At 69.8% G+C, this 12,962-nt stretch carries 10 protein-coding genes and 1 pseudogene; 10 read left to right on the top strand and 1 reads right to left on the bottom strand.

Annotated elements, in window-relative coordinates; translation table 11 throughout:
- Positions 1–11 precede the first annotated feature (11 nt).
- A complete protein-coding gene (tssJ, locus tag QMK61_RS16435; RefSeq protein WP_302073320.1) occupies positions 12–698 on the bottom strand; it encodes a type VI secretion system lipoprotein TssJ in 687 nt (228 codons plus the stop codon).
- Positions 699–1,070: 372 nt separating this feature from the next.
- Here tssJ and QMK61_RS16430 point away from each other — a divergent pair, with 372 nt between their 5' ends.
- The 10 genes and pseudogenes from QMK61_RS16430 to QMK61_RS16385 all read left to right on the top strand — a co-directional run.
- Entirely contained in the window at positions 1,071–1,712 is a 642-nt protein-coding gene (locus tag QMK61_RS16430) for a hypothetical protein (RefSeq protein ID WP_302073319.1), read from the top strand.
- 34 nt (positions 1,713–1,746) lie between these two features.
- Positions 1,747–2,253, top strand: a complete 507-nt coding sequence (tssB, locus tag QMK61_RS16425; RefSeq protein ID WP_302073318.1) for a type VI secretion system contractile sheath small subunit — start codon at positions 1,747–1,749, stop codon at positions 2,251–2,253.
- Entirely contained in the window at positions 2,250–3,740 is a 1,491-nt protein-coding gene (gene tssC / locus QMK61_RS16420; protein ID WP_302073317.1) for a type VI secretion system contractile sheath large subunit, read from the top strand. Before tssB ends, tssC begins: the two co-directional genes overlap by 4 nt.
- 92 nt (positions 3,741–3,832) lie before the next feature.
- Positions 3,833–4,339 (top strand): annotated as a pseudogene (locus tag QMK61_RS16415) (type VI secretion system tube protein Hcp); the annotation flags it as partial.
- 119 nt (positions 4,340–4,458) lie between these two features.
- On the top strand, positions 4,459–4,944 hold the full coding sequence (gene tssE / locus QMK61_RS16410; protein ID WP_302073316.1) for a type VI secretion system baseplate subunit TssE: 486 nt from the start codon (positions 4,459–4,461) through the stop codon (positions 4,942–4,944).
- A 180-nt stretch (positions 4,945–5,124) separates the two neighbouring features.
- Positions 5,125–6,960, top strand: coding sequence for a type VI secretion system baseplate subunit TssF (gene tssF / locus QMK61_RS16405; protein WP_302073315.1), 1,836 nt, complete (start codon positions 5,125–5,127; stop codon positions 6,958–6,960).
- Entirely contained in the window at positions 6,924–8,009 is a 1,086-nt protein-coding gene (tssG, locus tag QMK61_RS16400) for a type VI secretion system baseplate subunit TssG (RefSeq protein ID WP_302073314.1), read from the top strand. Before tssF ends, tssG begins: the two co-directional genes overlap by 37 nt.
- 12 nt (positions 8,010–8,021) lie before the next feature.
- Complete coding sequence (gene tssH / locus QMK61_RS16395) at positions 8,022–10,751, top strand: type VI secretion system ATPase TssH (protein ID WP_302073313.1); 2,730 nt, start codon at positions 8,022–8,024, stop codon at positions 10,749–10,751.
- Positions 10,752–10,764: 13 nt separating this feature from the next.
- Complete coding sequence (locus QMK61_RS16390; RefSeq protein ID WP_302073312.1) at positions 10,765–11,115, top strand: hypothetical protein; 351 nt, start codon at positions 10,765–10,767, stop codon at positions 11,113–11,115.
- 76 nt (positions 11,116–11,191) lie between these two features.
- Positions 11,192–12,962: type VI secretion system Vgr family protein (locus QMK61_RS16385; protein WP_302073311.1), on the top strand; the 1,771-nt coding region annotated here is incomplete at its 3' end.

Genomic DNA, 12,962 nt, shown 5'->3' with positions numbered 1-12,962 from the left:
GGCACGCGTCCTCATGCGCCGGGCCTCGGGCAATGCACCGAGGCCAGCGAGCCCGGATCATCCGGCAACTCGGTGACCAGCGCGCCATCGGTGGAAGACATCGCGCAGGCATGCACGCCCAGCGTGATGCCGCCGGCGGTCGAGCGCTTCACGTCGTAGGCAAAGCGCCAGCGCTGCGCCGCGGGGGCACGGAACAGCGCCACGAAACCGAGGTAGCGGGTGTCCAGCGGCATGTGCTCGGTGCTGACGTAGTGCTGGTCCGGCAGCAGCAGCATCTCGCGGCCGTCGATCAGGTCGTCGCCCAGCGCCGCGCGGGTCTTGTCCTTGTCCAGGAAGGCGTCGAACGGCGTCTGCTGGAAACGGTCGAGCGAGCGCAGGTGATAGACCTTCACCACCAGCGCCAGCGCCTTGCTCCCGGGCCCCGCGTTCAGGTTCGACGCGGTGAAGATGCGCAACGGCAGTTGCTGCTCGGTGGGCTTCGGCACGGCCTTCCTGGCCAGGCCGACCGCCTGCATCATGCGGGTGATCGGCCCTTCGGCGGCATCCGACGCGCCACTCGCCTGGCTGGCCGCGTCGCCCGCCGCAGGCACCGCATCGGTCGCGGACGGCACGGCGCCGCCGCCGCTGGCGCAGCCGGCCACGGACAGCAGCAGCGCCAGCGCGGGCGCGGCCAGACAACGGCGGAAGAGGGAGTGCATGTCCATGGCTATGCGGAAGAACTCCGTGGAATTTTCACAGGGAAGCGCCCGATGCTTTGTAGTCCGATCCTGATAGACGTGTCTGAATACGTCTCCGCGTCGACCTGGTGACCGCCGCGCCTGCGCGCGGGCGGCGAAATGCCCGCGCGTGCGAACGTCGTCACGGCGCCATCCTACGCGCGACAGCCTCCTCCACGTTCATCATGCTGCAGCCTTTCAGGCAATAGTGATAACTGGCCTGCGTTTCCGGAAATTGCGACTTGCATCACCAGACGCGGTCGTATAGAACGGCGCGGCGGATACCTTGGGACAGGCGCGACACCCGTGCATGTCGTGGGTAGCAGTCGATCAGGATGACAGGGAGATTTACCGGTGAACATCACCCACGCGCGCGCTGCCATGATGGTGGTGCTGGTTCCCGCGCTGGCCGGATGCAGCATGCTGCACCGTTCCAAGCCGAAGCCGCAGCCGCCCGCGCACCCCTACGACCAGCTGATGCAGCAGGCCGACGCGCGCTACAACGCGCAGGACGTGGACGGCGCCAAGGCGCTGTACAGCAAGGCCGCCGCCACCGATCCCACCCGCGAGACCCCGTGGTACCGGCTCGCCCAGATCAACTTCGACCAGCAGAACTACGGCCGCGCCATCGTCGATGCGCAGGAAGTGCTGCAGCGCAATCCCTCGGACACCAACGCCGAGAGCATCCTGACCATCGCCGGCCTGCGCGTGGCGGTGGAAGCGCTGGGCCGCCTGCACGACGAGACCAACCAGCAGGGACCGGCGCACGTCGAGGCCGAGAAGCTCGCCGCGAAGATGCGCGAGACGCTGGGCCAGGACGTGCTGGTGCCGCCGGCCGCCCAGCCCGAGCACAGGCCGGTGCGCCGGCGCGTCGCGCACCGCGCCGAGCCCCCCGCGGCGCCCGCCAAGCAGGCGCCGCAGCCGGCCCAGGCGCCCGCCGCATCCGCCCCGTCCGGCGACAACCCCTTCCAGGCGCTGCCCGGCGGCGGCCTCTGACCGGCGCCACCGGCCCATCATCGGAGAGATAGACATGGCCAAGAAGGAAAGCATCCAGAAGCGCCTGCAGAAAGTGCGCCCACCCCGCGTCCAGCTCACCTACGAGGTGGAAAAGGGCGACGCGATCGAACAGAAGGAACTGCCCTTCGTGGTCGGCGTGCTGGGCGACTTCAGCGGCAACCCCGACCAGCCCCTGCCGCGCCTGCGCGACCGCAAGTTCGTCAACGTCGACCTGGACAACTTCGACGACGTGATGTCGGGCATGACGCCACGCGCCACCTACCGCGTGCCCAACACCATCGGCGGCGAGGGCGAGTTCGGCGTCGAACTGAACTTCAAGTCCATCGACGACTTCCGGCCCGAGGCCGTGGTGCAGCAGGTGGAGCCGCTGCGCAAGCTGCTCGAGGCACGCAACAAGCTGGCCGACCTGCGCAACAAGCTGGCCGGCAACGAGAAGCTCGAGGACATCCTCAACGAGGTGCTCAGCAACACCGAGAAGCTCAAGCAGATCGGCGCCGAGTCGGGCGAGGAGCAGGCATGAACACCGAAGCAGCCAGCAGCGCGGGCGCCCCGGCGGCGGTCGTCGAGAACGAAAGCCTGCTCGACCAGATCGTCGAGCGCAGCCGCGTCGCCAAGTCCAGCGCCGAGCACCAGCGCGCGCGCGACATCATCTCCGAGCTCGCCCGCGAGGTGATGAGCGGCACCGTGGTGGTGTCGGACAACCTCAACCGCACCCTCGACGCCCGCGTGGCCGAACTGGACCACATGATCTCCGAGCAGCTCAGCGCGGTGATGCACGCGCCGGAGTTCCAGCAGCTCGAATCCGGCTGGCGCGGCCTGCACTACCTGTGCGAGCAGACCTCCACCGGCGCCATGATGAAGATCAAGGTGCTGAACGCCACCAAGAAGGAGCTGAACCGCGACTTCCGCTCCGCGCTGGACTTCGACCAGAGCACCCTGTTCAAGAAGGTGTACGAGGAGGAGTTCGGCACCTTCGGCGGCGCCCCGTTCGGCGCCCTGCTCGGCGACTACCAGCTCGGCCGCCAGCCCGAGGACATGTACTTCGTCGAGCAGATGTCGCACGTGGCCGCCGCCGCGCACGCGCCGTTCATCTCCGCCGCCGCGCCCGAGCTGATGGGCCTGGACAGCTTCGCCGACCTGGGCAAGCCGCGCGACCTGGCCAAGGTGTTCGACACCGTCGAGTACGCCAAGTGGAAGTCGCTGCGCGATTCCGAGGACGGCCGCTACGTCGGGCTCACCCTGCCGCGCTTCCTCGGCCGCCTGCCCTACAACCCCAAGGACGGCACCACCGTCGAGGGCTTCAACTTCGTCGAGGACGTGGACGGCACCGACCACTCCAAGTACCTCTGGTGCAACACCGCCTACGCCTTCGGCGCGCGCCTCACGCACGCCTTCGAGGACTTCGGCTGGTGCGCGGCGATCCGCGGCGTGGAAGGCGGCGGCCTGGTCGAGGACCTGCCCACGCATACCTTCCGCACCGACGACGGCGAGGTGGCGCTGAAGTGCCCCACCGAGATCGCCATCACCGACCGCCGCGAGAAGGAACTCAGCGACCTCGGCTTCATCCCGCTGGTGCATTGCAAGAACACCGACTACGCGGCGTTCTTCGGCGCGCAGTCGATCCAGAAGCCGCGCAAGTACAACACCGACGCGGCCAACGCCAACGCGTCGCTGTCCGCGCAGCTGCAGTACATCTTCGCGGTGTCGCGCGTGGCCCACTACCTGAAGGCGATGATGCGCGACAAGATCGGCAGCTTCGCCTCCACCTCCAGCGTGGAATCCTTCCTCAACCGCTGGATCACCCAGTACGTGCTGCTGGACGACAACGCGACGCAGGAGGCCAAGGCCCAGTTCCCGCTGCGCGAAGCGTCCATCCAGGTGTCGGAGGTGCCGGGCCGTCCCGGCGCCTACCGCGCGGTGGCTTTCCTGCGTCCGCACTACCAGCTCGACGAGCTTTCGGTATCGCTGCGGCTCGTGGCCGAGCTGCCATCCTCGACGAAGGCCTGATCCCTTCGCCGTGGCGCAACAGGCGCGCGCCCGCCCCGGGATGCGCGTGGTAGTCCCAACCCTCGTTCCCAACTTTTTCCGTCAAGGATGAAACCATGAAGGACATCTACCTCAAGTTCAGCGGCCCGGACATCAAGGGCGAGTCCCAGGACAAGGATCACACGCACTGGATCGAAATCAACACCTGGTCGCACCACATCCTGCAGCCCAAGTCGGCCACTGCCTCCAGCGTGGGCGGCCTCACCGCCGAGCGTTGCGAGCACGGCGACATGGTGTTCACCAAGGAAATCGACGTGACCAGCCCGCAGCTGTTCGAGCTGTGCTCGAGCGGCAAGACCGTGGGTTCCGTGCAGGTGGACTTCATGCGTGCCGATGGCGATGGCAAGCGCGTGAAGTACCTGGAGATCCAGCTCAAGAACGCCATCATCTCCAGCATCACCCCGTCGGTGCAGGGCGAGGCGCTGCCCAGCGAGACCGTCGCGCTGAAGTACGCCGCGGTGCAGTGGCGCTACACCCAGCAGAAGGTCGGCGGTGGCCAGGGCGGCACCTCGCAGGGCGCCTGGAGCCTGACCAAGAACGACAAGACCTTCACGGCCTGATCGTCACTGGAACGGACGGCGCGGCGCCACGGGCAACCGCGGCGCCGTGTCGCTCCCAGGCGGAAGGCTTCCGGAACACCGGCCGGACGCCTGCGGCGGCCCGGCGGAGGAGTCGCACCATGAAGGGCTTCGAGCCGAGCCTGCTGGACAAGCTGTTCGACGACGCACCGCGTGATGCCACGTTCGGCACGGTGAAGCGGATGTCGAACGAGGAATTCAAGGACTCGGTGGCACGCGACGTCGAAGGCCTGCTGAACAACCGCTTCGTGGTGGCGGAGGACGTGCTCAAGCGCTTCCCCCATTGCCAGCGTTCGCTCGCCACCTACGGCATCCACGACTTCTCCGGCCGCAGCCTGGCCAGTTCGGACGACCGCGCCTTCATCTGCCGCTCGCTGGAACTGGCGATCTCGCGCCACGAACCCCGCCTGACCAACGTCCGCGTGCTGCTGGACCAGGACCAGCGCGCCACTGGCGCCCTGCGCTTCTCGATCAGCGCACTGCTGGTGGTGCACCCGTCGCGCGAACCGATCAACTTCGACGCCCTGCTGCAACCCACCACGCTGCAGTATTCGGTCAGCCGCAACCGCCGCGCGGCGGCGGTATGAGGACAGGCGCCGTAGGCGATGCCGTGGAACCACGGCTCGACCGGACCCGCCCCGGCCGTATTGCCGGACGCTCCGGGACAGCCACCTTTCCGCGCGGCATGACGAAGCACTTCACCGAACGCGACGACGCAACATCCGACTGAACCGAGGGCGCGCAGACCTGCGGGCACATGGGAACCGATGGAAGACCTGCTCCCCTACTACGAGCGTGAACTGGCATTCCTGCGGCGCTACTCGCGCGACTTCGCCGAACGCTACCCGAAGATCGCCGGCCGCCTGCTGCTGGTCGGCGACGTCAGCGAGGACCCGCACGTCGAGCGGCTGATCGAGTCGTTCGCGCTGATGGGCGCGCGCATCTCGAAGAAGATCGAGGACGACTACCCGGAGTTCACCGAGGCGCTGCTGGAGGTGCTCTACCCGCACTACCTGCGCCCGTTCCCGTCCTGCTCGATCGCCCGCTTCGACCTGGGCCAGGCCGGCGCGCAGTTGTCCGCGCCGGTGACGATCCCGCGCGGCACCGAACTGCTGAGTCGCCCGGTGCGTGGCGGCCCGTGCCGATTCCGCACCGCCTACGACGTGGTGCTGGCGCCGCTGCGCATCGCCGCGGCGCAGTTCCTGGCGGTGGCGCAGGTGCCCTCGCACGTGCGCCTGCCGCCCCAGGCCGGCGCGCAGATCACCTTGCGTTTCGAGCTGCAGTCGCAGCACCCCTCGCTGGAGGCGCTGGGCGTGGACAAGGTGCGCGCGTTCATCGACGGCGAACCTTCGTTCTGCGCGGTGCTGCGCGACGTGCTCGCGCTGAAGGTGGAGCAGGCCTGGGTGGAACCGGAAGGCAGCGGCCGCTGGACGCGGCTGGATACCAGCCCGCTGGCGCCGGTGGGCATGGCTGACGACGAGGCGCTGATCGACTACCCCGCGCGCTCGCACCCGGCCTACCGCCTGCTCACCGAGCTGTTCGCCTTCCCCGAGAAATTCGGCTTTTTCGACATCGACCTGCGCCGCGCCGGCAAGGTCGGCGGCAAGCGCTTCGCGCTGCACCTGATCCTGCGCGACGTGGCGGCCGATTCGGTGCCCGCCCGGCTGCTGGAAACGCTGTCGCCGGCCAACGTGGCGCTGGGCTGCACCCCGGTGGTGAACCTGTTCCGCCAGCGCGCCGAACCGATCCGCGTCACCCACGCCGCGGTGTCCTACCCGGTGGTGGCCGACGCCCGCCGCGCCTATGCCTTCGAGGTGCACTCGATCGACAGCGTGGCGCGCGTGCAGCAGACCGCGCAGGGCGAATCCATCGTCGAGTTCCGCCCGTTCTACTCGCTGCGCCACGGCGAAAGCCCGGAACACGCCGGGCAGTACTGGGTAACCCACCGCAACGAGGCGGTGGCGCGGCAGAGCCCCGGCTACGAGCTCGAGCTGTCCATGGTCGACGTGAACTTCGACCCGGTGATGCCGCAGACCGACGTGCTGAGCCTGGAACTGACCTGCAGCAACCGCGACCTGCCGTCGCAGCTGGCCTACGGCGTGCCCGGCGGCGACCTCACCATGGAGGGCGGCTCGGTGGCGCGCAGCATCTCGCTGCTGCGCAAGCCGACGCCCTCGCTGCGCTTCGACGCCGGGCGCGGCGCGCAGTGGCGGCTGATCTCGCACCTGTCGCTCAACCACATCTCGCTGGTGGAGGGCGGCGCCACCGCGCTGAAGGAGATGCTCCGGCTCTACGACCTGCCGCGCTCGCCCATCTCGTCGCGGATGATCGAGGGCATTGCCGGGCTGGCCCACCAGGCCGTCACCGCGTGGCTGCCGGGGCGGCATTTCGCCAGCGTGGCGCGGGGCACCGAGATCCGCCTTTCCATCGACGAGGACCATTTCGTGGGCACCGGCATCCATGCGTTCGCCAGCGTGCTCGACCACTTCTTCGGGCTGTACGTGCATGCGAACAGCTTCACCCAGCTCGTGCTGCTGTCCAGTCGCAGCGGCGAGGAACTGATCCGATGCCCGGCGCGAAGCGGCGAATCGACCCTGGTGTAGCGCAGCGGCTGCTCGCCGCGCCGCAGCGCTTCCAGTTCTTCCAGGCCGTGCGCGTGCTGGAGCACGTGTTCGTGCGCAACGGCGTGCGCGCGCAGGACGTGGTGACGCGGCGGCTGCGCTTCCGCAACACCCTGTCGATGGGCTTCCCCGCCAGCGACATCGAGCAGCTGCGCGCCTACGCCGCCGAAGACGCGCCGTTCGACCCGGCCGCAACCGGCGAGCCGGCGGACTGGTCCGCGCTGGCCGAGGTGGACATCACCCCGGCCTTCATGGGCATGCTGGGCGGCCAGGGCGTACTGCCGTTCGGCTACACCGAGCGCCTGGGCGAGCGCGAGACCTACCACCGCGACCATGCCGCGCGCGCCTTCCTGGACATCTTCAACAACCGCGCGGTGGCGCTGTTCTACGCCGCGTGGAAGAAATACCGGCTGGCCTTCCAGTACGAACTGGACCGGCGCGAACGCTTCCTGCCGCTGGTGCTGTCGCTGGCCGGCATGGGCTCGCCCGCGCTGCGCGCGAAGCTGGCCAAGGGGCGTGGCGCGGTGTTCGACCAGGCCATCGCCTACTACGCCGCCGGGGTGGGCCAGCGGCCGCTGTCGGGCGCCTTCCTGCAAGGCATGCTGCGCGAATACTTCAGCGCCGACGTGCGCGTGGAACAGTTCGCCGGCGCGTGGTACGCGGTGCCGGCCAGCCAGCACTCGCGCCTGGGCAGCCGCAACGCCGTGCTGGGCCGCACCGCGCTGGCCGGCGAGCGCGTGTGGCAGCGCGACCTGCGCATCCGGCTCTGGATCGGCCCGCTGCGCCGTGCGCGCTTCGAGGATTTCCTGCCCGGCGGCAAGGCCGCGGCGGCGCTGGCCAAATGGCTCACCCTGCTCGGCGGCGACGCGCTGGAATACGAAGTGCGGCTGGTGCTGCACCGGGACGACGTGCGTCCCACCGGCCTCACCGCGGCCACCGGCGGCCGTCTGGGCTGGGACGCCATGGTCAACACGCGCCCGGCCGGCGGCCACCGCGCCGACGCCAGCTATCTCGTACACACATTGAACTAAGGCACTCACTGGATGAGCATCAACCTCAAGACCCTGATCGGGAAACTGGACGACACCTGCCGTCGCGCCGCCGAGCGTGCCGCCAACCTGTGCATGGCGCGCGGGCATTACGAGGTCGACCTGGAACACCTGCTGCTGGCCCTGCTGGAACAGCCGCAGAGCGATTTCGCGGTGATCGCCCGTCATTCCGGCGTGGGCCTGGAACAGCTCGAACGCGACCTGACCGCCGAGATCGCGCGCTTCCGCGACGGCAACACGCGCACGCCGGTGTTCTCGCCGCGCCTGCCCACGCTGTTCGAGCACGCCTGGCTGATCGCCTCGCTGGACGCGCACACCACCCGCATCCGCAGCGGCCACCTGCTGCTGGCCCTGCTCACTCAGCCGGAACTCGCGCAGCTGGCGCAGCGTGCCTCGGCGCAGTTCGCGCGCTTCAAGCTGGACGAGATCAAGCACGATTTCGCCAGGGCCACCCAGGGTTCCAGCGAAGCCGGCGAGAGCGTGGCTTTCGCCGACGCGCCCGCCGCTGGCGAAAACGGCGAGGAAGCCGCCGCGCCACAGCCCAACGCGCTGGGCAAGACGCCCGCGCTGGACCAGTTCACCACCAACCTCACCCAGCGCGCGCGCGACGGCAAGCTCGACCCCGTGGTCGGCCGCGACACCGAGATCCGCCAGGCCATCGACATCCTGATGCGCCGGCGCCAGAACAATCCCATCCTCACCGGCGAGGCCGGCGTGGGCAAGACCGCGGTGGTCGAGGGCCTGGCGCTGAAGATCGCCGAGGGCGACGTGCCGCCGCCGCTGCAGGGCGTGGAGCTGCACACGCTGGACATGGGCCTGCTGCAGGCCGGCGCCAGCGTGAAGGGCGAATTCGAGAACCGCCTGAAGAACGTGATCGACGAGGTGAAGAAGAGCCCGAAGCCGATCATCCTGTTCATCGACGAGGCGCACACCATGATCGGCGCCGGCGGCCCGGCCGGGCAGAACGACGCCGCCAACCTGCTCAAGCCCGCGCTGGCGCGCGGCGAGCTGCGCACCATCGCGGCCACCACCTGGGGCGAGTACAAGAAGTACTTCGAGAAGGACGCCGCGCTGGCCCGCCGCTTCCAGGTCATCAAGGTCGAGGAGCCCGGCGAGGAACTGGCCGCCGCGATGCTGCGCGGCATGGTGCCGCTGATGGAGAAGCACTTCAACGTGCGCATCCTCGACGAGGCCGTCACCGAGGCCTGCCGCCTCTCGCACCGCTACATCGCCGGCCGCCAGCTGCCGGACAAGGGCGTCAGCGTGCTCGACACCGCCTGCGCGCGCGTGGCGCTGGGCCAGACCGCCACGCCCGCGGCGATCGACGACGCGCGCAAGCGCCTCGCCCGCCTCGCCGCCGAGGCCGGCGCGCTGGAGCGCGAGGTCGCCGCCGGCGGCAGCCACGACAGGCGCCTCGCCGCGCTGCGCGCCGAGCAGGCCGAGGTCGAGGCCAGGCTCGAGGCCGACGAGCAGCGCTGGGAAGCCGAGCGCGCCGTGGTGGCGAAGATCAAGGCGCTGCGCGCCGAGCTGGAGAACGCACCCGCCGCGCCCGCGGAAGCCGAAGCCGCCGCGCCCGCCGACAAGCCCGCCGCGAAGAAGAAGAAACCCGCCACCAGGGCGGCCGATGCCGATCCGCGCAAGGCCGAGCTGCACAAGCTCTACGACGAGCTGGCCGCGCTGCAGGGCGAGTCCCCGCTGATCCCGATCCAGGTCGACGGCATCGTGGTGGCCGAGATCGTGGCCGCCTGGACCGGCATCCCGCTCGGCAAGATGGTGAAGGACGAGATCCGCACCGTGCGCCAGCTGCAGCCCTCGCTGGCGGCGCGCGTGATCGGCCAGGACCACGCGCTGGACGCGATCGCCCAACGCGTGCGCACCGCGCGCGCCAACCTGGAAGACCCGAACAAGCCCAAGGGCGTGTTCCTGTTCGTCGGCCCCTCCGGCGTGGGCAAGACCGAGACCGCGCTGGCGCTGGCCGACATCCTCTACGGCGGCGAGCGCAAGCTGATCACCATCAACATGAGCGAGTACCAGGAGGCCCATACCGTGTCGGGCCTGAAGGGCTCGCCGCCCGGCTACGTGGGCTACGGCGAGGGCGGCGTGCTCACCGAGGCGGTGCGGCGCAGCCCGTACTCCGTGGTGTTGCTGGACGAGATCGAGAAGGCCCACCCGGACGTGCTGGAGCTGTTCTTCCAGGTCTTCGACAAGGGCGTGATGGACGACGCCGAAGGCCGCGAGATCGACTTCCGCAACACGCTGATCATCCTCACCAGCAACGTGGGTTCGCGCGAGATCATGCAGGCCTGCCTCAACAAGCCGGCCGAGGAGATCCCCGCCGCCGACGCGCTGGCCGAACTGCTGCGCCCGGTGCTGTACAAGGCCTTCAAGCCCGCCTTCCTCGGCCGCATGAAGGTGATCCCGTACTACCCGATCAGCGACGACGTGCTGGAGCGGATCATCCGGCTCAAGCTCGACCGCATCGGCCGGCGCGTGGCCGCCAACCACCAGGCCGAGTTCGCCTACGACGACGCGCTGGTCGAGGCGGTGCTGGCGCGCTGCACCGAGGTGGACACCGGCGCGCGCAACGTCGACCACATCTTGAACGGCAGCCTGCTGCCGGAAGTGGCCGACAGCGTGCTGGCGCGCATGGCCGAAGGCGGCGCGATCCAGAAGATCAAGGTGGGCGCCGACAAGCACGGCGCTTTCAGATACACGGTGAAGTGACCAGGAGGTCGCCATGAACAACCAGCAACGCGAAGCCATCCTCAAGCACTGCGCGCCGGACTGGCGCAACCAGTACCAGCCGGTGATGCTCACCCGGCGCGGCTGGGCCAAGCTCGACCCGGGCGTGATCGTCGACCTGCTGGACAGCGCGTCCCACGCGGCCTACCACCGGGCGCGCGAGTTGCTCGTCCAGATGCGGCAGCAGACGTGGTCCGCCCGCGCCACCGTACACGCGGGCGGCACCGGCGACGCGCAGCGCGGCGCGGATCCCAACCCGCACATCACCCTGCGCGTGGGGAAGGCGAGCTACCACCTGCGCTGCAAGGAACGCCCGCAGCTGCACATCGTCGACATCACCGCATAAGCCACGCTCGAGGCACGGGCAGGGGCGGACCGGCGCCGCCCCGGCATCGCAGGCACACGGACAACGGATGACTCCCATGGCAGCAATGGACCTGATGCAGATCCTCTGGGGCGCGGCGCGCCAGCACGACCGCCTGTTGCGCCTGCATACCCCGCTGGGCGGCGACACCTTGGTGGCCGAACGGCTGGACGGCTGGGAGGCGGTGGACCAGGGCGGTTTCCGCTTCGAGCTCGCCGCGCTGTCGCCCAACGCCCACCTGCCGCTGGAGACGCTGACCGGCGCGCCGGTGTTGCTGGAGCTGCTCACCGCCGACTCGCGCACCGACCTGCGCCCGTTCCACGGCCACGTCACCGCGTTCGAACGCGTGGGCAGCAACGGCGGCATGGCGCGCTACCGGCTGGTGGTCGAGCCCTGGCTGGCGCTGCTGCGCTACCGCCAGGACAGCTTCGCCTTTCGCGACCTGAGCGTCATCGAGATCGTCGAACGCATCTTCGGCCACTACGCCCGGGGCGTGGTGGCGCCGGCCTGGCGCTGGGAACTGGCCGACCGGTCCGCCTATCTGAAGCGCAGCCTCACCTCGCAATACCAGGAATCCGATTTCGCCTTCGTCGAACGGCTGCTCGCCGAGGAAGGCCTGTTCTACTGGTTCGAGCACGCCGGCGATGCCGCCTCGCCCACCCTCGGCAGCCACACCCTGGTGCTGGCGGACAGCAACGAGGCTTTCAAGGCGGGCGATGCCATCACCGTGCGCTACCACCGCAGCGACGCCACCGAGCGCGACGACACCATCCAGCACTGGGCGCCGGTGCGCCGCTGGCAGACCGGCCAGGTGGCCCGCGCCAGCTGGGACTACCGCAGCCTCTCGCTGCGCCCCGCCCAGGCCCAGGCCGACGGCCCCGCCGTGGATGCGCTGGACGACGACACCGCCGGCCCCTACGCCTGGACCGGCAACGCCCAGGGCCAGCTGCGCGCGCGCCAGCACCTCGATGCGCGGCACGTCGACGCCTGCCTCGTCGACGGCAGCGGCAGCGTGCGCCGGCTGGCGCCGGGCCGGAGCTTCCGCCTCAGTGAACACCCCACCCAGGACGCCGAGCCGCTGGCCTGCCTGCGCGTGGAGCATCACGCCCGCAACAACCTCGACGCCGACGTGCAGGGCGCCATCGAACAGGCGCTGGGACAGGCTTTCAAAACCCTCTCCCCCACGGGGAGAGGGCTGGGTGAGGGGCAGATGCTCGCGAAAGACCGGCATCCTGCGGATCAAGCCACCCCGGCCCCCCTCGGCAACGACCACCTCCCGCTCTATACCAACACCTTCACCGCCCTGCCCGTCGCCCGCACCTACCGCCCCCGCACGCCGGCCGGCCACGGCCTGCGCCGCCATCCCGCCCCCAGCGCCAGCGGCAGCCAGAGCGCCATCGTGGTCGGCAACGGCACGCCCCTCCATACCGACCGCGACCACCGCGTGGTGGTGCAGCAGCACTGGCAACGCGGCGGCCATGCCGCCAGTCGCCTCGACCACCCGCGCGACGCCAACGCCCCCGCCGATGCCGGCGCCGGCACCTGGGCACGGGTGGCCACCCCGCTGGCCGGCGGCAACTGGGGCAGCGCCATGCTGCCGCGCGTGGGCCAGGAGGTGTGGCTCGACTACCTGGAAGGCGACATCGACCGGCCCGTCGTGGTGGCCAGCCTCTACAACGGCCAGGGCAACCCGGACGCCCCCTACAACCAGAGGGCCGGCGGCCCCTCCGGCGCCACCGGCAACGCCGCCGCGTGGTTCACCGGCAACCAGCACGCCGGCGTGCTGTCCGGCTTCAAGAGCCAGGACCTGGGCACCAGCGCCACCGGCA

Origin of the sequence: Fulvimonas sp. R45 (genome assembly GCF_030504985.1) — a bacterium.
Lineage (GTDB): Bacteria > Pseudomonadota > Gammaproteobacteria > Xanthomonadales > Rhodanobacteraceae > Rhodanobacter_A.
Note: the sequence above shows the minus strand (reverse complement) of the source record. Positions and strands in the feature narration are given on the sequence as shown.

Coding starts and splice junctions, on each gene's coding strand:
- tssJ (WP_302073320.1), bottom strand. CDS start 698: ATGCACTCCCTCTTCCGCCGTTGTCTGGCCGCGCCCGCGCTGGCGCTG.
- tssB (WP_302073318.1), top strand. CDS start 1,747: ATGGCCAAGAAGGAAAGCATCCAGAAGCGCCTGCAGAAAGTGCGCCCA.
- tssC (WP_302073317.1), top strand. CDS start 2,250: ATGAACACCGAAGCAGCCAGCAGCGCGGGCGCCCCGGCGGCGGTCGTC.
- tssE (WP_302073316.1), top strand. CDS start 4,459: ATGAAGGGCTTCGAGCCGAGCCTGCTGGACAAGCTGTTCGACGACGCA.
- tssF (WP_302073315.1), top strand. CDS start 5,125: ATGGAAGACCTGCTCCCCTACTACGAGCGTGAACTGGCATTCCTGCGG.
- tssG (WP_302073314.1), top strand. CDS start 6,924: ATGCCCGGCGCGAAGCGGCGAATCGACCCTGGTGTAGCGCAGCGGCTG.
- tssH (WP_302073313.1), top strand. CDS start 8,022: ATGAGCATCAACCTCAAGACCCTGATCGGGAAACTGGACGACACCTGC.
- QMK61_RS16390 (WP_302073312.1), top strand. CDS start 10,765: ATGAACAACCAGCAACGCGAAGCCATCCTCAAGCACTGCGCGCCGGAC.